This window comes from Hymenobacter translucens, from assembly GCF_020685205.1.
GTDB lineage: Bacteria > Bacteroidota > Bacteroidia > Cytophagales > Hymenobacteraceae > Hymenobacter > Hymenobacter translucens.
Genome location: NZ_JAJERB010000002.1, coordinates 147027 through 170933 on the forward strand (window position 1 = coordinate 147027; position 23907 = coordinate 170933).

The 23907-nt window shown below is 62.6% G+C and carries 26 protein-coding genes; 13 read left to right on the forward strand and 13 right to left on the reverse strand.

Annotation, left to right across the window (positions count from 1 at the left end; genetic code table 11):
- Positions 1–19: 19 nt before the first annotated feature.
- Positions 20–1261, reverse strand: a complete 1242-nt coding sequence (locus LJY25_RS04355) for a hypothetical protein (RefSeq protein ID WP_227607017.1) — start codon at positions 1259–1261, stop codon at positions 20–22.
- A gap of 44 nt (positions 1262–1305) precedes the next feature.
- Complete coding sequence (locus LJY25_RS04360; RefSeq protein ID WP_227607018.1) at positions 1306–2499, reverse strand: class I SAM-dependent rRNA methyltransferase; 1194 nt, start codon at positions 2497–2499, stop codon at positions 1306–1308.
- Positions 2500–2579: 80 nt separating this feature from the next.
- On the opposite strand from LJY25_RS04360, the gene LJY25_RS04365 reads away from it, so the two are divergent.
- Positions 2580–2903: a winged helix-turn-helix transcriptional regulator gene (locus LJY25_RS04365; RefSeq protein WP_227607019.1), complete on the forward strand. Its 324-nt coding sequence runs from the start codon at positions 2580–2582 to the stop codon at positions 2901–2903.
- A 123-nt stretch (positions 2904–3026) separates the two neighbouring features.
- Positions 3027–3512, forward strand: a complete 486-nt coding sequence (locus LJY25_RS04370) for a GNAT family N-acetyltransferase (protein WP_227607020.1) — start codon at positions 3027–3029, stop codon at positions 3510–3512.
- Here the strand turns inward: LJY25_RS04370 and LJY25_RS04375 are convergent.
- A complete protein-coding gene (locus LJY25_RS04375) occupies positions 3495–3938 on the reverse strand; it encodes an SRPBCC family protein (protein ID WP_227607021.1) in 444 nt (147 codons plus the stop codon). The genes LJY25_RS04370 and LJY25_RS04375 overlap by 18 nt on opposite strands.
- Before the next feature lie 93 nt (positions 3939–4031).
- Here LJY25_RS04375 and LJY25_RS04380 point away from each other — a divergent pair, with 93 nt between their 5' ends.
- Positions 4032–5099 (forward strand): aminotransferase class I/II-fold pyridoxal phosphate-dependent enzyme, encoded by a 1068-nt coding sequence (locus LJY25_RS04380; protein ID WP_227607022.1) that lies wholly within the window; start codon positions 4032–4034, stop codon positions 5097–5099.
- Between the two features lie 55 nt (positions 5100–5154).
- On the opposite strand, the gene LJY25_RS04385 is transcribed toward LJY25_RS04380, so the two are convergent.
- From LJY25_RS04385 to LJY25_RS04400, 4 genes are all read right to left on the reverse strand, one after another.
- Positions 5155–8097 (reverse strand): SNF2-related protein, encoded by a 2943-nt coding sequence (locus LJY25_RS04385; protein WP_227607023.1) that lies wholly within the window; start codon positions 8095–8097, stop codon positions 5155–5157.
- Between the two features lie 167 nt (positions 8098–8264).
- Complete coding sequence (locus LJY25_RS04390; RefSeq protein ID WP_227607024.1) at positions 8265–9494, reverse strand: ABC transporter permease; 1230 nt, start codon at positions 9492–9494, stop codon at positions 8265–8267.
- 106 nt (positions 9495–9600) lie between these two features.
- Positions 9601–10473: a class I SAM-dependent methyltransferase gene (locus tag LJY25_RS04395; protein WP_227607025.1), complete on the reverse strand. Its 873-nt coding sequence runs from the start codon at positions 10471–10473 to the stop codon at positions 9601–9603.
- 11 nt (positions 10474–10484) lie between these two features.
- Positions 10485–10910: a ribosome-binding factor A gene (locus LJY25_RS04400; RefSeq protein WP_227607026.1), complete on the reverse strand. Its 426-nt coding sequence runs from the start codon at positions 10908–10910 to the stop codon at positions 10485–10487.
- 158 nt (positions 10911–11068) lie between these two features.
- Between LJY25_RS04400 and LJY25_RS04405 the strand changes: the two genes are divergently transcribed.
- Positions 11069–12481: a hypothetical protein gene (locus LJY25_RS04405; protein WP_227607027.1), complete on the forward strand. Its 1413-nt coding sequence runs from the start codon at positions 11069–11071 to the stop codon at positions 12479–12481.
- 205 nt (positions 12482–12686) lie between these two features.
- On the opposite strand, the gene rpiB is transcribed toward LJY25_RS04405, so the two are convergent.
- The 3 genes from rpiB to LJY25_RS04420 all read right to left on the reverse strand — a co-directional run bounded on the left by rpiB (position 12687) and on the right by LJY25_RS04420 (position 15453).
- Positions 12687–13115, reverse strand: coding sequence for a ribose 5-phosphate isomerase B (rpiB, locus tag LJY25_RS04410; protein ID WP_227607028.1), 429 nt, complete (start codon positions 13113–13115; stop codon positions 12687–12689).
- Positions 13116–13187: 72 nt separating this feature from the next.
- Entirely contained in the window at positions 13188–14057 is an 870-nt protein-coding gene (gene tatC, locus LJY25_RS04415; RefSeq protein WP_317206576.1) for a twin-arginine translocase subunit TatC, read from the reverse strand.
- A gap of 103 nt (positions 14058–14160) precedes the next feature.
- On the reverse strand, positions 14161–15453 hold the full coding sequence (locus tag LJY25_RS04420; protein ID WP_227607029.1) for a serine hydroxymethyltransferase: 1293 nt from the start codon (positions 15451–15453) through the stop codon (positions 14161–14163).
- Between the two features lie 362 nt (positions 15454–15815).
- Between LJY25_RS04420 and LJY25_RS04425 the strand changes: the two genes are divergently transcribed.
- Both LJY25_RS04425 and LJY25_RS04430 read left to right on the forward strand, forming a co-directional pair.
- Positions 15816–16331: a sigma-70 RNA polymerase sigma factor region 4 domain-containing protein gene (locus LJY25_RS04425; protein ID WP_227607030.1), complete on the forward strand. Its 516-nt coding sequence runs from the start codon at positions 15816–15818 to the stop codon at positions 16329–16331.
- 107 nt (positions 16332–16438) lie between these two features.
- On the forward strand, positions 16439–17224 hold the full coding sequence (locus LJY25_RS04430) for a hypothetical protein (protein ID WP_227607031.1): 786 nt from the start codon (positions 16439–16441) through the stop codon (positions 17222–17224).
- Positions 17225–17227: 3 nt separating this feature from the next.
- Here the strand turns inward: LJY25_RS04430 and LJY25_RS04435 are convergent, their stop codons facing one another.
- From LJY25_RS04435 to LJY25_RS04445, 3 genes are all read right to left on the reverse strand, one after another.
- Complete coding sequence (locus tag LJY25_RS04435) at positions 17228–17926, reverse strand: metallophosphoesterase family protein (RefSeq protein ID WP_227607032.1); 699 nt, start codon at positions 17924–17926, stop codon at positions 17228–17230.
- A 174-nt stretch (positions 17927–18100) separates the two neighbouring features.
- Positions 18101–18337, reverse strand: coding sequence for a hypothetical protein (locus tag LJY25_RS04440; protein WP_227607033.1), 237 nt, complete (start codon positions 18335–18337; stop codon positions 18101–18103).
- Between the two features lie 53 nt (positions 18338–18390).
- Positions 18391–18900, reverse strand: a complete 510-nt coding sequence (locus tag LJY25_RS04445; protein WP_227607034.1) for a hypothetical protein — start codon at positions 18898–18900, stop codon at positions 18391–18393.
- A 109-nt stretch (positions 18901–19009) separates the two neighbouring features.
- On the opposite strand from LJY25_RS04445, the gene LJY25_RS04450 reads away from it, so the two are divergent.
- From LJY25_RS04450 to LJY25_RS04480, 7 genes are all read left to right on the forward strand, one after another.
- Positions 19010–19579, forward strand: coding sequence for an NADAR family protein (locus tag LJY25_RS04450; protein ID WP_227607035.1), 570 nt, complete (start codon positions 19010–19012; stop codon positions 19577–19579).
- 111 nt (positions 19580–19690) lie between these two features.
- Positions 19691–19939 (forward strand): 4a-hydroxytetrahydrobiopterin dehydratase, encoded by a 249-nt coding sequence (locus tag LJY25_RS04455; protein WP_227607036.1) that lies wholly within the window; start codon positions 19691–19693, stop codon positions 19937–19939.
- A 44-nt stretch (positions 19940–19983) separates the two neighbouring features.
- The gene (rsmI, locus tag LJY25_RS04460; RefSeq protein WP_227607037.1) at positions 19984–20673 is read left to right on the forward strand and encodes a 16S rRNA (cytidine(1402)-2'-O)-methyltransferase; all 690 of its coding nucleotides are present in this window, start codon (positions 19984–19986) and stop codon (positions 20671–20673) included.
- The gene (gene lnt / locus LJY25_RS04465) at positions 20645–22318 is read left to right on the forward strand and encodes an apolipoprotein N-acyltransferase (RefSeq protein WP_227607038.1); all 1674 of its coding nucleotides are present in this window, start codon (positions 20645–20647) and stop codon (positions 22316–22318) included. The genes rsmI and lnt overlap by 29 nt, the downstream gene beginning before the upstream one ends.
- Positions 22319–22375: 57 nt before the next feature.
- Positions 22376–22591, forward strand: a complete 216-nt coding sequence (locus LJY25_RS04470) for a hypothetical protein (protein WP_227607039.1) — start codon at positions 22376–22378, stop codon at positions 22589–22591.
- A gap of 101 nt (positions 22592–22692) precedes the next feature.
- Complete coding sequence (locus tag LJY25_RS04475) at positions 22693–23508, forward strand: inositol monophosphatase family protein (RefSeq protein ID WP_227607040.1); 816 nt, start codon at positions 22693–22695, stop codon at positions 23506–23508.
- Positions 23509–23568: 60 nt separating this feature from the next.
- Positions 23569–23763: a FeoB-associated Cys-rich membrane protein gene (locus LJY25_RS04480; protein ID WP_227607041.1), complete on the forward strand. Its 195-nt coding sequence runs from the start codon at positions 23569–23571 to the stop codon at positions 23761–23763.
- Positions 23764–23907: the final 144 nt, after the last annotated feature.

Here is a 23907-nt window from a genome sequence, read left to right on the forward strand (position 1 = left end):
CAGCGAATCGTCTCTTCCGCTACCGCACTTTCCGCTGATAGCGCACCTGTTCCGGATGCAGCGTGTCGGCGTAAAAGGTAAACGCACTGGTTTCAGTCTCAATGCTGAACTGCGCTTCCCAGGGACGAGTGGGTTTCCGGTACGGCTTCATCTGCCGGAAAGTAACCTCCCGGGTCAAGGTAGGCTGGTGCTTGTCGAGCAGGCGCAGGCCCTGCTCCTCGTCCAGCAGGTAGTAGGTGTGCGAAGCCGGCACGTAGCGCCGGGGAATGTAGTAGCCGATTGCCCCACTAAACCCATAGTAGCGGAAACGGTGCCGTATCTGCCCGCTGGTTGTAATGATAAAGGCATTTGGTGTAGTGCGCCTGTGCGGGTCGCTTACCCATTCGGGGTCGTTAAAGGCCGCACTGACAGTACCTACAGTACTGCTGCTGTCAGCACTGGGCCGGCCCCGGTACTCGCCGTACTGATACATCGTAAGCAAAGTCGAATCGGAAAGAACGAGAGCGGCCAACAGCTCCGACTTGGGCTTGCGCAGACTCACCCGGCGGCCGTCGGGCCGGAACAGCTCTTGGCAGGTCAGCACGGTGCCGTCGGCCAGCAGGCGCGGCTGGCAGTCGGGCGCGGACCAGCTCGACGCGTAGCTGGGAGCCAGACGGCGGACCCGGCCATCGAGGCCCAGCACGATTACGCACTGCTGCCCCACGTCGCTGGCCGGAAGGCCGATATCGAGCGTAAAAATCAAACTCTGACTTGGGGCGTGGTAACCGATAAACCGGGGTCGCTGCGGGTCACTCACGGTCACAATGTCGCGGCTGGCTACCGAATAGAAGTCAGCCTTGCGCAGCCGGCGGCGGAATACCAGCTTGCCGGCCGGATCAAGCAGGGTGATGACCTGCCCGCCCTCGTAGCCCCGTACGCGCCCGGTTTGGGCAAACGTGCTGGTATCGTCGGCAAAACCCTCGCCCACAATTCCCTCACTCACCGCTACCAGCGGCCTGGTGGAGTCGGTTTCGGCCCGCAGCAGCAGGCGGTAGCGCTGCTGTTCGATTAAAATGGAAGTATCATGACCCCCGCCGAATTGGGAAGCAGTTCGGCTGGCGTCGGTGGTATCGCGCCTGAAGTGTGGCTGCGCTGGGGCCGCTACGTACAGGCTGTCAGTCTTAGGAGGCGCGGTCTTTTCAGCCGGCTGGCTTTGATTGCAGCCGATGGTGAAAAGCAACCCGGCTGTAGTCAGAGCCCGGGAAAACAAACGATTCAGCATGAGCGAAGCAGGGTTTGGCAGCCGCGCCGCCAAACTACACCAATTTACTCGACCGCCAGCACCAGCCCCTTCAGGTACTCGCCCTCGGGGTGGAACAGGCTGACGGGGTGGTCGGCGGGCTGGGTGAGGCGGTGCAGAATGCGGGCGGGGCGACCGGCTTCGATGGCGGCGGCCATGATGGCGCCCTCAAACAGCTCCATGCTCACTACCTGGGAGCAGCTGAACGTGAACAGTAGTCCGCCCGGGGCAATCTGCTTGATGCCGGCCACATTCAGGCGCTTGTAGCCCATCAGCGCGTTGTGGCGGGCCGAGAGGTGCTTGGCAAAGGCCGGCGGGTCGAGCACGATGAGGTCGTACTGGTTGTGGCGGTCCTTGAGGAAGCTGAACACGTCCTGGGCGTAGCTCTCGTGCTTTTCCGCCAGCCCCGACAGCGCGGCGTTGCGGTCGGTCAGCTCAATGGCCTTCTTGCTGGAATCCACGGAGTGCACCAGCTCGGCCCCGGCCTGTAGGGCGTACACCGAGAAGCCGCCGGTGTAGCAGAACGTGTTGAGCACCCGGCGGCCCGGGGCGTAGCGGGCCAGCAGGGCGCGGTTGTCGCGCTGGTCGATGAAGAAGCCGGTTTTCTGCCCTGTCTCCCAGTCTACAGCGAAGCGGTGACCGTTTTCCTCCACCACGTGCTCCTGCCCGCTGCTTTGGCCCAGCAGGTAGTCGTTCTGGGCGTCGGGTGCCGCTTTGGCAGGCACTGTCTCGGAGCTTTTGTCGTAGATGGCTCGCAACTTGTCGCCTAGCACGGCCTGCAGGGCGGCGGCAATCAGGGGGCGGGCCCGGTACATGCCGGCGCTGTGGGCCTGCACCACGGCCACGTCGCCGTACACGTCGATGATGAGGCCGGGCAGCCCGTCGCCCTCGGCGTGGATGAGGCGGAATACGTTGGTGCTGCCCGTGCCGGTCAGGCCCAGGCTCTGGCGCAGCGCGTAGGCGTTGCGCAGCTTTTCCTCCCAGAAGCGGGCATCGGGCAGGCCGGCTTCGGTGCCAAAGGCCAGCATCCGCACGGCAATGGAGCCGGGAGCATAGTGCCCTACGCCCAGCAGCTCGCCGTTCGAGGCCTGCACCTGCACGACTTCGCCTTCCACTACCTCGCCCTGCATCCGGCCGATGGCGCCCGAAAACACCCAGGGGTGCAGACGACGCAGGGAATGATCTTTACCGGGCTTGAGGGTGATGATGGCGGTGGACATAACAGAAAAAGCAGGTACGAACCGTAAAGGTACGCACCCCGGCCCAAGCTGGCGTCCTGAAACCTGCGTACACTCGCGTCATGGACAATCCTATCGACGCCCTGATCCAGCTGATTAAGGGCAAGCACAAGCCCGATATTCTCATTTTCCTGAACCCAGCGCCCCGGCGCTTCAGCGAGGTGCGCCGCCATCTGGGCGAAGTCAGTGAGCGGATTCTGACCAAGCAGCTGCGGGAGCTGGAAGCCGCCGGGCTGGTGCGGCGGCAGGTGTACCCCGAGGTGCCGCCGCGCGTGGAGTACAGCCTTACCGAGCATGGCTACACCCTCTGCCCCGTGCTTAAGCAGATGTGGCGCTGGGGCCGGACGCATTGCCAGCAAAATAATGCGTTGACTTCTCCTTCTTGAAACTGGCCTTTGCCGCGCCGGGGCGCAAAACTTCCCCGGCTGTAAGTAACCGGCCCCGGGCGTGCGCTCTTGACTGGCATGGCGCGTGGCGCGTCCTTCGCCGCCGTATTTCCTGCTTTACTCATGACCACCCGCTCCGACGCCATAACCATTGTCGCCTACCACCCCGGGCATCAGGCCGCTTTTCAGGCGCTGAACAAGGAATGGATTACCCGCTACTTTACCCTCGAAGACCTGGACCGCCGCATGCTGGAAGATCCGCAGGGCTACATTCTGGCTCCGGGCGGCTTTATCTTTATGGCCGAACAGCAGGGCGAAGCCGTGGGCACCGCCGCCCTGATCCGGGAGCCCGACGGCAACTTTGAGCTGGCCAAGATGGCGGTTTCGCCGAAAGCCCAGGGCCTGGGCATCGGGTTTCTGCTGGGACAGGCGGCCATAGCTCAGGCCCGCGAAGCTGGTGCTCGCCACGTCGAACTGCTTTCGAACCGGATTCTTACGCCCGCTCTCTCGCTCTACCGCAAGCTGGGCTTTGCCGAAGCGCCCCTGCTGCCGTCCGAGTACCAGCGGGCCGATATCCGCATGGTGCTGACCCTAGGGCCGGCCGAATAAGCGCTGGTACACCGGACTGCGGTAGGCAAACTGGGCCCACATAACCGGGTACAGCAACCGGTCCAGCAGCGGCGACGCCGTGCGGTACTCGATATCCTCGGTAATCGTGCTGCCGGTGCCGGCGGGCTCGATGAGGTGGCGGTGCCGCCAGTAGCGCAGGGGCCCGGGCAGCTGCTGGCCCTCGTCCACGAAAAAGCAGGTGCCGTCAGGCTGCTCGCCATGGTCGGTAATCAGGCTGGTCCACCGCTGCCGCACCGGCCCGGCCACCAGCTCAATTTCCACCTGGTCGCCGGTCAGGCAGCCGTCGAAGCGCAACAGGTTGAGCCTGGGGAAAGGCGGGGCTAGGGCCAGGAACAGCTCCCGGGTGAAGCCGGCCAGAACCTGCCGGGGCGGCTGGGCAACGCGGGTGCGGAGCAGTAGGTGCATGGTAGCAGAACGTCCGGGGGTAAGCTTTGTTTAACCGGCGTTGCCGGCTTACCTCGTTGGCGTCTATCTTCCCGCTCCAACAACGCCCACCCAATGCCCGAAATCGACCACCTGCCCGGCCGCACGCTTGTCACCGAAGACGGCCGCGAGTACCTGTTTTGCAGCGGCACGGGCTACCTAGGCATTGCGCGCAACCCCGAGTTTGCCGTTCTGCTGACCGAGGGACTTTTACGCTACGGCACTAACTACTCCAGCTCCCGCCATTCCAACCTGCGCCTGCGGGTGTTCGACGAAGCCGAGGCGTATCTGGCGGCCTACACTGGGGCGGAAGCTGCCGTTACCGTATCGTCGGGCTACCTGGCGGGGCAGATGGCCGTGGCGGCGCTGCGGGGCACCGGGGAGTTTGCCTACGCGCCCGGAACGCACCCGGCTGCGTGGCTGGCCGACTCGCCCGACACCGCCCCGGCCGGCACCCACCGCGACTGGGCTTCCCGCCTGCTGCAGGAGCTGCACTCCGGTGCGGAAGCCGCTACGGTCATCGTCAGCAACTCCCTGGACCCGCTGCGGCTGGAGCCCTGCGACTTTGGCTGGACCCGGGAGCTGCCCACCCACAAGCCCCTGACGTTGCTGATCGACGACTCCCATGGCTTTGGCATTACCGGCCCGGACGGGGCAGGCATTTTCAGCCAGCTGCAGGTGCCGGCCAACGTGCGGGTAGTCGTCGTCAGCTCGATGGGCAAGGCGCTGGGCATTCCCGGCGGGGTCGTCTTGTCGGATGCGGCTTTTATTACCCGGCTGCGCAGCCAGGGCTTTTTTGGGGCCAGCTCTCCTATTCCGCCGGCTTACCTCTGGGCTTTTCTGGAAGCTCAGCAGGTTTACCGCCTGGCCCGGCAGCGGCTGGCCAGGAACGTGGCGCAGTTTGCCGCCGGCACGGCCGGTCCGGGTTTGTTTCGCGCTCTTCCAGACTTTCCGGTGTTTTACACGCCTGCCAACGAACTGTGCGCGTTTCTGGAAGCGCGGGACGTGCTGATATCCAGCTTCTCCTACCCCACCCCGGCCGATGCCTGCATCACGCGCGTGGTGCTCAATGCCCTGCACACTACAGCCGACGTTGAGCGACTGACGGAACTGGTTCGGGAGTTCGCCAGGCAGCGGGCATAAAAAAAGGCCTGCCCCGCACGAATGCGGCAGCAGGCCTTTAAGTTGGGAAAGCAGCCTAGCCGAGCAGCTCCTCGATATCCTCCTTGGTCAGGCTCTTGATGATGGCCTCGTCGGTGGTAATCAGGTCGGTAACCAGCTGAATCTTCTTGTTCTGCAGCGCCAGGATCTTCTCCTCCACCGTGTTCTTGGTGATGAACTTGTAGGTGAACACGGTGCGCTGCTGCCCGATGCGGTGGGCGCGGTCCACGGCCTGGGCTTCCACGGCGGGGTTCCACCAGGGGTCGAGGATGAACACGTAGTCGGCGGCGGTGAGGTTGAGGCCCACGCCCCCGGCTTTCAACGAAATCAGGAAGATGCGCAGGTCCTCGGTTTCCTGGAACCGGGCCACTTCCTTGTGCCGGTCCCGGGTGTTGCCGTCGAGGTAGGCGTACTCCATGTGTTTCTCGTCGAGCGAGGCCCGCACCAGGTCGAGGTGCTTCACGAACTGACTAAACACCAGCACCTTGTGTCCTTCGGCCACCACGCTCTTAATCATGCGCACCACTTCGCGCAGCTTGCCCGACTCCGCCTCGTAGGTTTCGTCGGCCATCTGGGGGTGGTTGGCAATCTGGCGCAGCTTGGTCAGGCCCTGCAGCAGCATAAACTGGGTGCCGGCCGTGCCGTGCTCCTCGATGTTCTTGAGGATCTTGTTGCGGTAGTAGCTTTTGGTTTCCTCGTAGCACTGCGCCTGCTCGTCGGTCATGGGGCAGTAGCTGAGGTGCTCGATCTTGGCGGGCAGCTCCCGGGCTACCTGGGCCTTGTGGCGGCGCAGGATGAAGGGCTTGATCAGGGCGTGGAGGCGGCGCGTGCGGCCTTCGTCCTTGCCTTTCTCGATGGGCTTCAGGAACTCCTTGCGGAAGAATGCCTGGGTGCCCAGCAGGCCAGGGTTGATAAACGACATCTGCGACCAGAGGTCCATCGTGCTGTTTTCGACCGGCGTACCGGTCAGAATCAGCCGGTGGCGCGAGCGGAGCCCCCGCACCGCCTGGGAGGTCGTAGAGCTGGGGTTCTTGATGGCCTGCGACTCGTCCAGAATCACGTAGTCGAAGCTGTAGGTGCGCAGCAGCTCCGCGTCGAGTCGCACGATGCCGTAGCTGGTCAGGATAACGTCGTAGTCGGCAAACTGCTCCACGTTTTTGTCGCGGTAGGTGCCGGTGTACGTCAGGATGCGCAGGCCGGGCGTAAACTTCTGCGCCTCGCTCATCCAGTTGTACACCAGAGACGTCGGCATTACGAGCAGCGAAGCCGCCCCGGCCGCGTCGCCACTTTCCTTGCGGTCGAGCAGCAAAGCCAGGGTCTGCACGGTCTTGCCCAGGCCCATATCGTCGGCCAGGCAGCCGCCGAACCGATAGTCTTTCACGAAGTGCAGCCAGTCGTAGCCCGCCTTCTGGTAAGGGCGCAACTCGCCCTTGAACCCAGCTGGCAGGGGCTTGGACTCCACGGCTTCAAACTCGCGCAGCTTTTCCAGCTTGCGCGACATCGTGACGCTGGCCAGGTTGCCGTTCTGCAGGTCCGACACCAGCGCCATGTGGTGCTTGCGCAGCGTGAGCGAGTGGGCGTTTTCCTCCGAGAAGGCAAACAGCTCCAGGTACTGCGTAAACCACTCCTCGGGAATGATGGCAATCTGCCCGTTGGGCAAACGGAACTCGGGCCGCTTGTTGAGAATGTAGGGCCGCAGCTTGATAAACGGGATTTCAAACTCGCCGAAGCGCACGGTGCCGTGCACGTCAAACCAGTCGTTGGTTTCGGTGATACCGACCTCCACCGACACGGTGCCGATAAAGTAGTCTTTGCCCGAGGTGCTGCTCTGCTGCACGGTAAAGCCCAGGCGCGAGAGGTCTTCGGCGTGGTGGTGCAGCCAGCGGAAGGCAGTGGCTTTTTCCAGAACCGCGCGGCCGTTGCGGACTTCCAGGGCGCGGTCGGCCAGCTCCCGGATAATTTCCTGCTCCCGGTCCAGGTTGCGGATCAGGCGGTGGAAGATATAGGAGTCCTCGGTCTTCTCTACCTTCACGCTCACCCGCTTGTCGTAGCTGTTGGGCACGGTATGGTCGCCGTAACGAAAGGAGAGGTCGAAGTGAATGTGGTCGGAAGGCGCGGTGGCCACCGCCGTTCCACCCCGGCTGCCGCCGGCGCCTACCGCTACCACGGAAGCCACTGGCGTATCGGAAAACGTAAGCTGGGGCCGGGCCACGTACCGCTCCGAGCGAATGTCGAAGCCCCGGGCGTGCACGTCGAACGACTCGACCAGGGGCGCCACGAAGCGCTGGAAGTAGCTGTCCTCGACCTGGCGGGGAATGATGATGTACTTCTTGTTCAGGAAAGGCTGTAGCTTCTTGCCGTCCACATCGTTGCGGAAGTTGTGCAGCGTGTTGCCGACCAGCATCCAGGCGGGCTGGGAGCAGATCAGCACCGAGTCCTTGAACTGGAAGTCGAGCTTCTGGCCCTGAAACTGGATGGTGGGGAAGTAGTGGGTGCTTTCCTCGTTGCGGCGGAAGTGAAACAGCACCGAGGCCGGCTCCGGCGCCAGGCCGATTTCCTTCCAGGTAGGCTCCCCGTCCTTGCCCATGATGAACACCTGCTTGCCCTGGAGGCGGGCCAGAATCTGGCCCATCCGTTCCTGCACGTACCGCGCAATCTGCTCCTGCAGGCCCTTGTCGCCCTTGTCGGCGTCGTAGATCTTCAGGAAGAAATCGGCGGGAGTGGTTTTTTTTCGGGGCCAGAACTCCTTGATGACGGCGTCCTGCTGGATCTGGTCGGTGAGAGCGACCAGCTCAAAATCGATTTCATCCAGCCCGTCGGCAAACTCCGGCGCGTTCTTGGCCGATACCGTCTGGTGCTGGAGGGTGAGTTGCCCGCGGGGGTTCCGCTGGACGACATAAGACTCAAAAAGATATCCTAAATACTCGTGTTCGAGCAGTGAATAAACAATTTGAAAAGGCTGTAAAGTTGACACCTTCATAAGCGGCGACTATTTGCAGCCTTGAAAGTAAGCACAAATAACGGATTGACTGCCATCCGCCACTGTATTTCGCCTAATTATCGGAATAGTTAAATCATTGAATGATAGCTACTCCTGCCCCAAAATCAGGCGCTGGTATGGGCAATACTGCCCAAAGCCCGAATGGGTTACAGGTTTTCGCGCACATCCAGGTGCGATGCATTCAGCGCCGGTCGGATGGATACTCCGATAGTAATTACAATGATGGCCAGACCCGTCAGCACGATATCGGTGAGCTGCATTTTCACCGGGTACGAGTCGACTACGCTCGTGGCCATCCCCATCGACACCAGCCCAAACGTCTGTTGCAGCCAACAGATTCCCACCCCCAGCACCAGGCCTGAAATAGCGCCGGCCAGGGCCACAATGGCGCCCTCAAACAAAAAGATATTGCGCACCGCCTGGCTGCTCGAGCCCATGGCCATCAGGATGGCAATGTCCTTCTTCTTGTCGATGACCAGCATGGACAGGGAGAAGAAGATATTAAGCGAGGCGATGAGCAGGATAAAGGTGAAGGTGATAAACACGAACATTTTCTCCACCTTGATGGCCTTGAGCAGGCTCACGTGCTGCTCGTCGGAGTCCAGTACCTTGAAGTCCTTGCCGAGCATTTTGCGCAGCTCACTCTTCACGTCTCCGATGTCGCGGCTGGCGCCCACCTTTACTTCCAGGGCCGTCCGCTTGGCCCCGTAGCCCAGCAGGTTCTGGGCAAAGTCGATGGGCACGAAGATGTAGCTGTCGTCGATGTGCTGCTCGATCAGGAAGACGCCCCCGGCCTGGATGGTTTGCTCGTTGAACGCGTTTTCGGGGTTGAACGACAGGGTCTTCTTGCCGGTGTTGCGGGGGTAGAGCAGGCGCATCGGCGCCAGGGGGTTGTTGAGGGCAATGCTGAGCTCGTGCTGCACGCCAGCGCCAAGCAGGGCGTACTGCTGCCCCTGCCGGCTCAGGCGGTGGTCACCTTCCACGATGGCCGAGTCGATATGGCTTTGGCCGAAGTAGTTCTCACTGACGCCCTTCATCTTCACCACCATCTGGCGGTCGTGGTACTGCAGCAGGGCATTGTCTTCGATAACCTCGGTTACGAGTGCCACGCCCGAAGTCGTGCTGATGCGCTGAAGCAGGGCCGTATTCACCGGGAAGGCCTTGCCCTGCACCGCCGAAATCACCAGGTCGGGGTCGGACTTGCCGTAGAGCGAGCGAACCAGATCCTCAAGCCCGTTGAACACCGACAGCACGATGATAAGCGCCATGGTGCCGACCGCCACCCCCACCATCGAGATGTTGGAGATGATGCTGATGATGTTGCGCTTTTTCTTGGACGAAAAGTAACGCCGGGCAATGAGCAAGGAAACGTTCATGCGGGGCGAAACAGGTGAGTTAAGGCGGTGACAGAAAACGGGCGCGCCGGCCGGGCCGGAAACACAGGGGCAAGATACGGCAGCAAACCCGAAAAGATGGCCGGGCTTACTTCCAGGCTTTCACAATCAGGCCCGTGCCCGAGTCGTGGGTTGTGGTAGAGTCAATCCAGTTCAAAATCAGGCAGAACGGGAAGGTAACCAGGTAGTAGAACGGCAGCAGCACGAAAAACCACTTGGAGGCGCCCAGCATCAGGATGGGGTACTTCATGCTCAGGCGCCAGGAAATCTGGCCCGGCTCCCCGTAGCTGTAGCGTGCCTCGATCCGCTCGAAGCCGGCAGTACGCAGCTTCTGCTGAATCTCGTGAATGTTGTAGCCGTCGCGCACGTGCTCCTCGATAAAGCTGGTTTCGCCATCGGCGTGCACGTCGGAGCCGCCCTGGTCCGATGGCGTGGAAATCAGCAGCATGCCCCCGTCCTTGAGCGAGGAGTGGATGTTGCGAAACACCTCCACGTCCTCCAGAATGTGCTCCATCACGTCTACCGACAAGGCCAGGTCAAAGGCGTTGGGCTCCTGGTAGAGCACCAGATCCTGCACCGCGAACTGCACGTGGGAACGGCCCAGCTGGCGGAAAAACTGGTTGGAGTCGGCAATCTGCTCTTCCTTGACATCGACGGCCAGAATGGTCCACTTGCGGCTCAGGCCCGACAGCCAGTAGGTGTACTGCCCGTAGCCGGAGCCGGCGTCGAGGATGGCAAGCGCCTCGTTCTGACGGCCGGCCGCCCACTTGCGCAGCTCCCGGTGCACGTGCCAGGTGCGGAGCAGCAGCAGGTCAAGCAGAACAAAGAAAATGCGGCGCAGCCACGGCGTGCGGTTGAAAACCTCACCAAGCGACTTTTTAATCGGGTCGTAGTACAAAGGGGAAACGGTGATGTGGTGGATGGGGAAGTAGAGAGGCGGCCGGGTAACCCGCCACCTCACTGCTTCACCGGCTACTCGTCCTCGTCGGCGAAAAGCTTCGGGCGGCGGGGCGCTTCGGAATCGGTTTCGTCGGCTTCGGCCGGAGCAGGCGGAATGTGCAGGTCGCCGAGCACTTTATCCATGTGGGCGGCGTAGGCGGCGCTGTCGTCGAGAAAGAACACCAGCTCAGGAATGATGCGGACCTGCTGGCGGATGCGCTTGGCCAGGGCCTGGCGGATGGCTTTGGCATTGTCCTTTACTTCCTGCAGCATGGCCTCGGCCCCGCTCTCCTGCAGCACGCTCAGGTAGATGCGGGCCACGCCCAGGTCGGGCGACACGCGCACGGTGCTGATGCCGGGCGGCAGGCCCGGGAACAGGTGGGGCAGGTCGCGCTGAAACACGGCGGCCAAGTCCTGCTGCAGCAGGCTGGAGAATTTTTGCTGTCGTTTGCTATCCATAAGAATCAGCAAAGGTAGGAAGTTAGGGACGTAAGGGGTAGCGTCTCAGCCTGCAAACGTCTTTATTACCGGAAACTGCAGCCGAAACCCGCTGCCACGGGGCCGGCAAGCGGCTGGTCTGTTACTTTTGCTTTCTCCCGGCTTTTCCACGCCTCGCCTTGCTTCAGTTTTTCAAAAGCCCGCTGCCCACCCGTTTCCTCGCCCTGCTGGTGCTGATTCTGGCGTTGCGCCTGCCCCTGCTGTGGCTGGGCGTGCCCCTCACGGCGGCCGAGCTACGGGCCATGCTGGTAGGCGAGCGGCTGCACGAGGGCGCCCTGCTGTACCGCGACCTGTACGACAGCACGGCCCCGCTGGCGGCGCTGCTGGGCGGGGCCCTGGACATGGTCATGAACCGCCCGCTCTGGCTGTACCGGGTGCTGGCGCTGCTACTGCTGCTGGGCCAGGCGCTGCGACTAAACGGCGTGCTCAACCGGGCCGACGTGCACCCTGAGCGCGGCTACGTGGCCGCCCTGACGTACCTGCTGGTGGGTTCCATCAGCACCGACCTCGACACGTTTTCGCCCCTGCTGCTGGGCCATACGTTCATCATCGGGGCCCTGAGCGCCCTGCTGCCCACCTCGCGGGAAGGGTACGACAACCGACGTCTGTTCCGGGCCGGCTTTCTGGTGGGCGTGGCGGCGCTGTGCTACCTGCCGCTGGCTTTGTTTCTGCTGGTGGGGCTGTTTGCCGTTATCATCTTTGCGGCTAACTCCTTCCGCAGCTTTCTGCTGCTGCTCTGCGGGTTTTTCTTTCCCTACGCCGCGGCGGCCACTTTCTTTCTGTACGCCGAGGCGCTGCCGGGCTTTGCCCAGCTTCACCTGCAGCCGTTCCTGCGCGGCCTGGTAACGGGGGCCGACGGCCTGCCGCTGTTCGTGCAGCTGCGCCTGCTTATTTTACCCGCCGCCCTCTTGATGCTGGCCTTGAGCCGGTCGTTTACCACGTCGCTCGGCCTGGTATTTCAAATCAAGTTTCAGCAGCTGATGCTGGTGTGGCTGCTCGTGGCCGGCCTGATGGTGGCCGCGGGCCGGGGCACGGCCCCGGGTACGCTGGTGCTGGTTTTGCCCCCGCTCACGTACTTCAGCCTGTTTCTGTGGCAAAAGGCGCGGCGCCTCTGGCTGACGGAGGTACTGCTGCTGCTGGTGCTGGCGGCGGTGGTCGGGCTGCGCTACCGGACCATGCTCGGCCTGGAGCGCCCCCTGCAGCTACCCAGTGAAAGCCGTTACGCCATGCAGCCGAACCCGGCCTACGCCTCGGTGCAGGGGCAGCGCCTGCTGGTACTCGGCCCCGACCTGCGCCCCTACGTGCAGAACCGGCTGGCCAGCCCCTATCTCGACTGGCGCTTGGCCCAGGCTGACTTCGGCCACCTCAACGAGTATGCGGCCGTGTACCGCCTGTCGCGGCAGTTCAGCTCCCACCCGCCCGACTACCTGATTGACCAGCGGAATCTGCTGCCCGAACTTCAGTACAAGGTGCCCGTGGTTTTCAGCCGCTATCAGCCTACTTCCGTTCCGGGGGTGTTTAAGGTGAAGTAGGAAATTGAACTCCTCCTTCCCGCAGCTTGGGAGCAGCAGCCGTTCGCAGGGCTCCGGGCCGTGGAGCAGCAAAAAGCCCCGACGTACGCATCCGCCGGGGCTTTTTTCTTGGTTGATGTCACTTGTGTCTCAAGGGCCAATGGCGGAGTGCCGCTGCGAAAAGGGCGCTCTTCGGCTCTAGAAACGAAACCTCAACTCCTCATCACTAGCAGTCAATCTTGTTGACGCGGTTCTGGTGGCGGCCACCTTCAAAGGCAGTGTTCAGGAACTGGCTGACGATGCCCCGGGCGTCTTCTTCGCTTACGAAGCGGGCGGGCACGCACACGATGTTGGCGTCGTTGTGCTGCCGGGCCAGCTCGGCCAGCTCGGGCTGCCAGGCAATGGCGGCCCGGATGCCCCGGTGCTTGTTGGCCGTGATGCACACCCCGTTGGCGCTGCCGCACACCAGCACGCCCCGCTCCTGCTCCCCGTTGGTGATGCTCGTGGCCAGCGGGTGCACAAAGTCGGGATAGTCCACGGAGTCGAGCGAGTGGGTGCCGAAGTCCTGCACTTCGTAGCCGTTGTCGCGCAGCCACTGGGTCAGCATCTGCTTGTACTCAAATCCGGCGTGGTCGGAGCCGATGGCTATTTTCATGGGTGATGTACTGTTGTAGGTTGATGGTGCTATTGCCTGATGCGGGCAGTGCTGCGTTACCAGAGGGGTGCTTTAACTCACGCCCTGATTGGCGGCCAGATCGGCGTTGAGGCGCTGCAGCCGGTTGCGCGACACCACCTTGGCGATGGTAATGCTCAGCTCGTAAAGCAGCATGATCGGGATGGTTACGATAAGCTGGGAGGAAACGTCCGGGGGCGTGATGACGGCGGCAATAACGAGAATCACTACGAAGGCGTGCTTGCGGTAGATGCGCATTACCTCGGGCGTAACCAGTCCGGCTTTGGCCAGGAAATACACAATCATCGGCAGCTCAAACACGAACGCGCAGGACAGCGACATGGTGGTGAGCGTGGAGATATAGCTCTGCAGGTCGATCTGGTTTTCGATGCTGGCATCAAGCTGGTACGAAGCCAGGAAGTTGATGCTCAGCGGGGCGGCCACGTAGTAGCCGAACAGCAGCCCCAGCAGAAACAGCACCGACACGAACAGCACTGCCCCCCGGGAATTGGCCCGCTCGTGCGGATACAGGCCGGGCCGGATAAAGCGCCACAGCTCCCAGAAGGTGTACGGAAACGCCAGCGCCAGCCCCACGATGACCGAGGTGCTGATGTGCATGGAAAGCTGCCCGCTCATTTGCCGGTTCTGCAGGTCGAAAGTGAGCTTCTTCAGGCACAGATCCGGGGAGTTGAGCGCCTGCCCCAGCTTGCAGAACATCTGGTAGGTCCAGAAGTCCGGGCGGGAGGGGCCCAGGATCAGGTCATGGAACAGAAAGTCCTTGGCCAGAAAGGCCGCCGTGGAAAAGACCACCACGGCAATAGCCGCGCGGATGATATGCCACCGCAGGGCTTCGAGGTGGTCGATAAACGACATTTCATGCGTTTCGTCCAGCGTGCGGCCGGCCGGGTTGTGAGTGGTTTCCACGGATAGTTGTCTACTTCAAAATCAGGTTTTTCGCAGCGCCGGGCGAAGCGGTGCCGGTACGTACGAGAAAAGGCCGGCTCCGGGCGCAGCCTCCCGCTTTGAACTAGGCAAACAGCGGGAAGCTCTGCATCCACTCATTTACCTGCCCGCGCACCCGGCTCAGGTGGGCCTCGTCGGCATGGTGCATCAGCACGTCGTCAATCAGCTCCACGATCCGGCTCATGTCGGCTTCCCGCAGGCCCCGGGTGGTGACGGCCGCCGAGCCGATACGCATCCCGCTGGTCACGAACGGCGACTTGTCGTCGAACGGCACCATGTTCTTGTTAATGGTGATGTCGGCCTTGATGAGGGTGTTCTCGGCCAGCTTGCCGGTCAGGCCCTTGCTGCGCAGGTCGATGAGCATCAGATGGTTGTCGGTGCCGCCCGAGATAATCTGGTAGCCGCGGGCCACGAAGCCCTGGGCCAGCGCCTGGGCGTTGCGAATCACCTGCTGGGTGTACTCTTTATAGTCCGAGCTCAGCGCCTCGCCAAAGGCCACGGCCTTGGCCCCGATAACGTGCTCGAGCGGCCCGCCCTGGGTGCCGGGGAATACGCCCGAGTCGAGCAGGGCCGACATCATGCGCAGCTCGCCTTTCGGCGTTTTCAGCCCAAACGGGTTTTCAAAGTCCTTGCCCATCATGATCAGGCCGCCCCGGGGGCCGCGCAGGGTCTTGTGGGTGGTCGTCGTCACGATGTGGCAGTGCGCGAACGGGTTGTTGAGCAAACCGGTGGCAATCAGGCCGGAAGGGTGGGAAATGTCGGCCAGCAGCAGGGCGCCCACTTCGTCGGCGGCTTCGCGCAGGGCCTTGTAGTCCCAGTCGCGGGAGTAGGCCGAGGCCCCGCAGATGATGAGCTTGGGCTGCTCGCGCCGGGCCGTTTCCTTGACCTTGTTCCAGTCGATCAGACCGGTTTCGGGCTCTACGCCGTAAAAGCTGGGCTTGTAGAGCTTGCCGGAGAAGTTAACCGGGGAGCCGTGGGTGAGGTGGCCGCCGTGGCTGAGGTCGAAGCCCAGGATTTTGTCGCCGGGATTCAGCACCGCCAGCATCACCGCGGCGTTGGCCTGGGCGCCGGAGTGGGGCTGCACGTTCACCCATTCCACCCCAAACAGCTCCTTGGCGCGGTCGATGGCCAGCTGCTCCACCAGGTCCACGATTTCGCAGCCCCCGTAGTAGCGCTTGCCGGGCAGGCCCTCGGCATATTTGTTGGTCAGAATGGAGCCCTGGGCCAGCATCACCTGCTCCGACACGTAGTTTTCGGAGGCAATGAGCTCGATGCCGTGCGTCTGGCGCTCTTTTTCGCGGCGGATAAGGTCGAACACGGCGGTGTCCCGGGCAGTAGTGGCAGTGCTTGTTTCCATACGGGCAAAGGTACGAGGTGCAATTTGGTTGTTCGTTGTTGGTTGTTGGGGTCTTGGGTATTTGCTATTGAGTATAACAACTGGCATCCCTGATCGGGCATCCGCAAAGCAAACCGAAGGTCGGCGCGGTTGAAAACCCTAGCACCGCGGAACGAGTTGCTGTTACGAATATCGTTTAAACAGCAGTCGCTCAAACCTGATCAGGCTCTTCGGCTGCGCCGTACGCTGGATCAAGGATAACAATGCTCAGGCACTTACCATCCAAGTCCCCGAGTCCCCGCCCCCGGGTTATCTGCGTATATTTCCTCCCATTTGCTGCCGGATAGTGCGCTCCGGCACGTTCCTTAACCGTTCCCACTGCCGTGACCCAGCCCCCTGCCGAACAACTCACCAGCCTGCGCGTGGGCAACCAGTCCCTGCTGCTCACCTTCTACCAGCAGAACCGGGACCATTTTGCGCGCTGGGTCCGCCGTCATCACAACGTGGAAGCGACTCCCGCGCACGAGCTGCTGCGCACGGTCCTGCTCGATTTCTTTGACCAGGTAGCCGACGGCCGCCTCGCCAAGATGCCCCCCGATCTGCGCGCCTACCTTTACGGCATGGCCCGGGAGCGGCTCGACTCGGTGCCGGCTACGTCGTCGACCCAGGAAGGCAGCCGCCTGCCCGAAGGCGAGGTGGCGCGGCGGCAGCGCGTGCTGCAGCTGTTCAGCCAGCTCGGCACCGACTGCCAGCAGGTACTTATGTACTTCTACTTCCGGGGCTACAACTTCGAGAAAGTAGCCGGCAAGATGGGCTACGCCAACGCCACGGTGGCCCGCCTACAGAAAGCCGGCTGCCTGCGGAAGTTCTACGAGCAGGTTACCCGCCCGGTAGCCTAGTGTTGTGCTGCCTTCATTATGCGTAGCTTAGCCCCCGCTATTCCGGTCAGCCCGGTGTCTCCTGCTTTCCAGTTCTTTCGTTTCACTGCCTGTTGTCAGGTTTCCCTATGATGTCGCCCGACGACCTGCGCCCGTACCTGGAGGAGTTGGAACGCTTTGCCGATGGGCAGATGGCTCCGGCCGAGCAGGAAGCCTTTGAGGCGCGCCTGCGGCAGGACGAGGCCCTGCGGCGGGCCCACGCCGCCTACGAGCAGCTCACCGGCGACCTGCGCTGGGTGGCCGGGCACCAGACCCTGGCCCACCGCCTGCAGTCCCTCGACAAGCGCCTCGACCAGCGCCAGGAAGCCCTGACCCGGATGCGCCGCCGCCAGCGCCGCAGTCAGATCCGCTGGGGCGTAGTAGCCGCCAGCGTAGTGCTGCTGGCTTTGCTGGCCTGGGCGCTGCTCCGGCCCGCCGGCAGCAACGTCTCGGCCTGGGAGCGGTACTACCAGCCCGACGACGGCCTGTCCGCCACGCCGGCTCTGCTGGGCCGCCCCTTGCTGGCCGAAGCCATGGAACAGTACCAGACCGGCCACTACCAGGCGGCCCTGCGCACCCTACGCCGCATCCCCACCGACAACGTAGGCCGGGATACGCTGCTCTACTACAACGGCATCTTTCTACTGAGCATGGGTGAGGCCAACGCGGCCCGGTCGTTTCTGCGGCGGGTAACCCTGCAGCCCGGCTCGGCCCTGACCGGCAAGGCCAACTACCACATGGGCATGGCGCAGTGGAAGGCCAAGCAGCTGCCGGAGGCCCGCGCCACGCTGGAACTGGTGGCCGCCGACGCCTCCAACCCCTACCGGATGCCTGCCCAACGGGTGTTGGCCGACAAAGCCTTCAGCCAAGAGTAAGACTTAGCGTTTGGCTATCGGGTAGGGCGGCTCCAGGTTGGACTGCAGCGTCAGGTTCCAGCTGTCCAGCTCCAAAGCGGCCAAATGAGCCAGCTCGGGGTTGTGCCGGTACACGCAGCCGGTGTCAAGTCCGATGGCGCCGGCCTGTTCAGCTACTTTCTTTTTCACTTCGGCTGTTGGGGTCGGCACGTGACCGTGCAGCAGGCGCCGCCCTTGCAGGCGGGAAGCATCCAGGGTAAACTTCTTGGTATTGAGCATGGTGTGCCAATCGGTGCGCATCTGCTCCGGGGGGAGGCGGAAGTCGAAGCCGGCGTGGACCAGCGTAAATCCGGGAATGTCGAGCACGTGGGGCAGTGCCTCAAGCCAGGCCACGTACGCCGCCGGAATGGCGCTGGCCTCTGCCACTCCGAAGCTGGCCAGCGTCAGCTGCCGGTCGGCAGCATTCGCCCAAAGCGCCTCGGTCTTGCCCTGAATGGCGTCGAGCAGCTCCTGGTCGTGGTTGCCGCGCAGACACCAGACCTGGTAGCCGCGTGCCGGCAGCTGCATCAGATAGTCGAGCATTCCGCGGCTGTCGGGGCCCTTGTTCACGTAGTCGCCCAGCACGTACAGCTCGTCGGCGGGCTTCAGCTCCAGCTTTTTTTCCACCAGTTGCCGGAAGGTGTGCAGGCAGCCGTGCAGATCAGTCGTGACGTAGCGCGCCATACGCAGTGTGGTTTTGAAATAATAAAGTGCGGTTGAATAGCCGTCATCTTAAGCACAGGAGAGCCATCAGGAACCTAAAAGCCATCAGCCAAGCGCCTGCAGCCTGGGAAACAGAAAGCCCCTGCGGGTTAGGCAGAGGCTTCCTGGTGCAATAGGTTGGAAGGGGAGCCGGGCCTAGCTGTAGGCCGGCTTGTCCAGGTCGGGCTTGTCGAGGTTGCGGTTGGGATGACGAAGCAGGTCGTGACGGGCCTCGTCCAGGCCGTCCTCGGTATACTCATCGGCAATGCGCTGCTCTTCGTCACCCGTCTGGCCGAGGGGCTTGTCGCCACCAGCTTTGGGCTGACCCGAGTTGGCCGGGCTGCCGTGGTTTTCCTTGGACTGCTGATTGGTGTTATTGCTTTTGTAAGGCATGACGTTCAGAAGTTTAAAGGTGAACTAGATGCCGGAAACCCGGCGAAAAAAGCTTAGCTCTCGCCCTTCAGAATTCCCGACTCCTGGGCGTTCGGGTCGTTCTGCTCGGCATTGGTCTGGGTATTAGCACCCACAGCTTCCGGGTTGGGCTGGGGCGGCGCCATCTGGCCCATGCCCACGCGGTAGCGCGGGTCGAGCATGTCGTCCTTGCGCAGGTCGTCGGCGGAGATTTCGTCAAGAGGGGCGGGTACCCGGCGCGGATCCATGTCTTCCGGAGCCGGCATATCCTGGTTGAGGCGGTCCTGCAGGCCTTCCTCTACCGAGAGAATGTTGTCTGGCGGACGCTTGGAGTCGTCGGCATTCTCGTTAAGGGAAACGGCCGTCATGCCGCCGGCGCTGTCGGTACCGTAGCCTTCCTTGCCGTCGCGGTTGCCGAAGCCGCCGCGGGCCTCCTCGTTGCGGGGCGGGTTGGCGCCGGCAATGATGTGGCCTTCCTGAAACTCCTCGTTGGTGGTGTCGTCGTTTATCACCCGCACGGGGCGGTTGTTCGGGTCGATTGCCATAGCGTTGGTTGGTTAGAGCGTTGGGTCAGGGTGGTAGGGAGGTGTACTAGGTTTTTTTGAATAGGGTTTTGATATGTGACGCCGGGAATAGGTGTAAACTGCGCTCATCATGTCTAATTCAGCGTCCTACTCTTCCATTCGCGATGTCGCCAGCCTGCAGGCGGCCGTAGCGGCGGGTCACCCGTTCAAATACCTCTACTTCTGGGGCCACACGGCAAAGTCGGCTACCGTCGGCAAAGAGTGCTTCAGCCAGTGGTATCCGGCTTCTTTCACCCTCGACGGGCACGCCTACCCCACCACCGAGCACTACATGATGGCCGAGAAAGCCCGCCTGTTCCAGGACGAAGCCGCCCGCGCCGCCATCCTGGCCGCCCGCCACCCCAACGACGCCAAAAGCCTGGGCCGCCGGATTCAGGGCTTCGACGAAACAACCTGGGTGACAGCCCGCTTTGCTATCGTGGTGCGCGGCAACCAGGCCAAGTTCTCCCAGCACCCGGCGCTACAGACTTTTCTGCTGACCACCGGCAGCCGGGTGCTGGTGGAAGCCAGCCCGGTCGATTCCATCTGGGGTATCGGACTGACCCAGGACCACGCCGATGCTGCCAGCCCGCTCACGTGGCGCGGGCTCAACCTGCTCGGCTTTGCCCTGATGGAAGTGCGCGACCAGCTGGCTTCCTAAAAGCTGTTCAAACCAGATCCGGCCCGGCAACAAAATTCGCCGCTCTTCCCTCTATTCCCTCACCGTCAGACTATCAGACAACAGCTGGTAGCTATAAGCCAATAATCAACTATGTGGACCGAACAAAACAATGCGCTGTGCCGCACCTTCCGCTTTCCCGACTTTAAGGTGGCCTTTGCCTTCATGACCGATGTGGCCGCCGAAGCTGAGCGCGCCGACCACCACCCGTGGTGGGCCAATGAGTACAATACCGTGGAGTTCCGGCTGCGCACCCACGATGCGGGCAACACCGTGAGCAAGCGGGACCACCGGCTGGCGGAGGCTATCGACGCGCTGGCCGCCCGGCACGGGGCGCAGTAGCTCGGCCGTCAGGCGCTTCGGCCCCGCTGCCCTACCTTTGCCCTATGGCTGAAACCGCTACCGTCCTGTACATCGTGCCCACGCCCATCGGCAACCTCGAAGACATCACGCTCCGGGCCATCCGGGTGCTGGGCGAGGTGGACGTGGTACTGGCCGAGGACACCCGCACCAGCGGCCGGCTGCTGCAGCACCTGGGCATCAAAAAGCCCATGCTCAGCTACCACCTGCACAACGAGCACCAGACCGTGGCCCGCGTCCTCGACCGGCTCGAGAAAGGCGAGAAGATGGCGCTGGTGTCGGACGCTGGCACGCCCGGAATCTCCGACCCCGGCTTTCTGCTGGTGCGCGAGTGCCTGGCCAAGGGGCTGGCGGTGGAATGCCTGCCCGGCGCCACGGCTTTTGTGCCGGCTTTGCTTAAGTCGGGGTTTGGGGCCGAGCGGTTTACGTTCGAAGGCTTTCTGCCGGTGAAAAAGGGCCGGCAGACCCGCCTGCGGGAACTGGCGCCCGAGACCCGGACGTTGATTTTCTACGAGTCGCCGCACCGGATTGTGAAAACGCTGGAGCAGCTGGCCGAAACCTTCGGCCCCGACCGTCCGGCCTCGGTAAGCCGGGAGCTGACCAAACTATTTGAGGAAACCGTGAATGGCACGCTGGCGGAGCTGGCGGCCAACTTCGCGGCCCGTACGTCTATAAAAGGAGAAATCGTTGTCGTTGTTCAAGGAAATCGGGAATAAGCCCGGGCTGCTGGCGCTGCTCACGGCCGGGCTGTTGTGGCTGGGCTGGCCGGTGCACCCGGCTCCGCTGGCATTGCTTTTATTGGTGGCCTGGGTGCCGTACCTGCGCCTGGAGCAGGTGCTGACCCGGCGCGGCGCGAGCGGCTGGAAGGTGTTTCGCTACACCTACCTGGCCCTGGTGCTCTGGAACCTGTTCACCACGTACTGGGTGAGCTACAGCACCCTGGGCGGGGGCATCGCAGCTGTGGTGCTCAACGCCCTGCTGATGTGCATTCCAACCATGGCGTTCTATCATACCAAGCGCCTGGCCGGCCCGTTGCTTGGTTACCTGTCCTTGCCGGTGTACTGGATTGCCTTCGAGCAACTCCACCTGCACTGGGACCTGACCTGGCCCTGGCTGACGCTCGGCAACGGCTTTGCCCAGGCTACGTCGCTGATTCAGTGGTACGAGTACACCGGCTTCCTGGGCGGCTCGCTCTGGATCTGGGTGGTGAACATTCTCGTGTTCCGGACTTTGTGTGGTTTATCAGCAAATGACGCTTTGACGGCAGCTCCAACCCAATCAGCGAAGCTCCGCTGGCTGGCCCCGGTCCTGGCCGTGGCGCTGCCGATTCTGCTGTCGTATGGCATCGGCGCCGCGTACCAGGAAAAGGGCGCTGAGGCCGAAGTTCTGGTGGTACAGCCCAACGTCGACCCGTTCAAGGAGAAGTTTCCGAGCACCATCAACTTTATTCCCTACGACCAGCAGCTGACCCGGATGCTGACGCTGACCGAGCAGAACCTGACCCCGCAGACCCGGCTGGTGCTCTGGCCCGAGACGGCCCTGGAAGAATCGAACTGGGAAGCCACGTTCGAGAGTCTGCCCAAAACCCAGCGCCTGCGCCAGTTTCTGGGCGCCCACCCCGGCGTCGAGCTGATAACCGGCATCACCAGCCTCGGCTCCTACCCCAGCCAGGAAACCGCCTCCCCCACGGCCCGCTACCGCGACGACCTGGGCTACTACGACGTGTTCAATACTGCCGCCTACCTGCCCAGCGGCACCGGCGGCACGCAGTTCTACCACAAGTCGAGGCTGGTGCCGGGGGTGGAAAAGGTACCCGTATCACTGGCTAAGCTGGTCAACAACATCGACCTGGGCGGCACCGTGGGCAGCTACGGCAGCCAGGAGCAGCGCACCGTGTTCCGCATGGCCGGTGCCGACTCCGCCCTGCGCGTGGCCCCGGTTATCTGCTATGAGTCGGTGTACGCCGACTTCGTGGGCGAGTACGTTCGCAACGGCGCTACGCTTATCGGCATCATCACCAACGACGGCTGGTGGAGCGACTCGCCCGGCTACCGCCAGCACCTGCAGTACGCTACCCTGCGCGCCATCGAGACCCGCCGCGACATTGCCCGCTCGGCCAACACCGGCATTTCGGGCTTTATCAACCAGAAAGGCGAGATTGTGCAGCGCACCGAGTGGTGGAAGATGGCCGTGAGCCGGGCTACGGTGCACCTCAACACCGAGCTGACGTTCTACGTCCGGTTCGGTGAGCTTATCGGCCGGGGCGCCCAGCTGGCGGCGGTGCTGTTGCTGCTTTTCGTGGTGGTTCAGGCCTTTAGCCAGCCCGCCGTTAGAACAGAGAACGTAGAGCCAATAGCCTAGAGTCCACTTTCCGGGGCCTCGACGCCAGTCTCAGCTCTAATTCATAAGATCTAAAAAATGAAGCACTGGACCGACTTGCTGGCGCCGCTGTTTTTCTACCTGATTGCCCTCTGGTTTTTCCGCTTCGGCCAGGGCCGCGACATAATGGGTAACCCGCGCCCGGGCGTTACCGATACCTGGCGCAATACCACCGGCCGTACCATCCGCCGGGTTGTCATCCTCTTCGCCGCCGCCTATACGGCCCTGCTGTTCCTGAACCTGCGCTCCGCTTAGAACGGAGAAGCCAGCACCAAAAACGTAGAAACGTTCTGTCTGATTACAACGCGTAAACATCTAGGCTCTGAGCTCTCATGTCCGGGCTTTACCACTTATCCATGACCGACCTTACCCAACTCAGCCTCGGCCTGGCCGACGTCTGCCGCCGCGCCGGCGGGTTTATCCGCCAGGAAGCCGCCTCCTTCGACCGCAGCAAAGTCGAGCACAAGGGCGTCCACGACCTGGTCTCCTACGTGGATCAGGAAACCGAGCGGCTTTTGGTTGCGGGCCTGCGCGAGCTGCTGCCCGGCGCCGGCTTTATCACCGAGGAAGGCACTACCGGCTCCGACAGTCAGGCCACGAGCACCGGCACCGAGTTCACCTGGATTATCGACCCGCTTGACGGCACCACCAACTTCGTGCACGGTCTGCCCTGCTACTGCGTGAGCGTGGGGTTGCTGCAGCAACAGGAATTGGTAGCTGGCGTGGTGTATGAAGTCTCGCGGGACGAGTGCTTCCGGGCCGTGCGCGGGGGTGGAGCGTTCTGCAACGAAAAGCCTATCCACGTCACCGACGTGCCCGAGCTCAACTCCTCCCTGATTGCCACCGGCTTCCCCTACACCGACTTCGGGCTGATGGACGACTACTTGCGGGTGCTGGGCGCCTTTATGCAACGCTCCCACGGCGTGCGGCGCGTCGGCTCGGCCGCTGCCGACCTGGCCTGGGTGGCGGCGGGCCGCTTCGAGGGCTTCTTCGAGTTCAACCTGAACTCCTACGACGTAGCCGCCGGCATCCTGCTGGTGCGCGAAGCCGGAGGCCGCGTTACGCAGTTTCTGGAAGAGGGCGACCCGCTGTTCGGCCGGCAGATCTGCGCCAGCAACGGCCTCGTACACGAGCAGATGCAGGCCACCATCCGGGAGTTCTGGCCGGTATAAGTCTGGCCGGACCGGCTAACGGTCAAACTTTTCCGCACCGGCCGTAGTTTTGTAGCCGCTATGATCTTCCAATACGCCCTCATTGCCCTGCTTTTTCTGGGAGCCACGTTCTATGTCGGCCGGATCTTCTGGCGGGCCTTTTTCGTGAAAACGGCCACCGGCTGCGCCAAGGGCTGCGGCGGGGCCTGCTCTACCATCGATGTGGACCGGCTGCAGCGCACGATTGAGCTGGCTGCCACCCGTAACCCGGGCTAAGTTGTCCGTTGTTCGTTGTCAGTTTTGTTCTGGCGGCTAACGACGGACAACGAACAACGGACAACTATATTCCGGCAACCTGCCCCCGCCCCCGTTCCGTATAGCCGGGACGGGGGCTTTTTTTTAAGCTCTCTTTAATCTGCC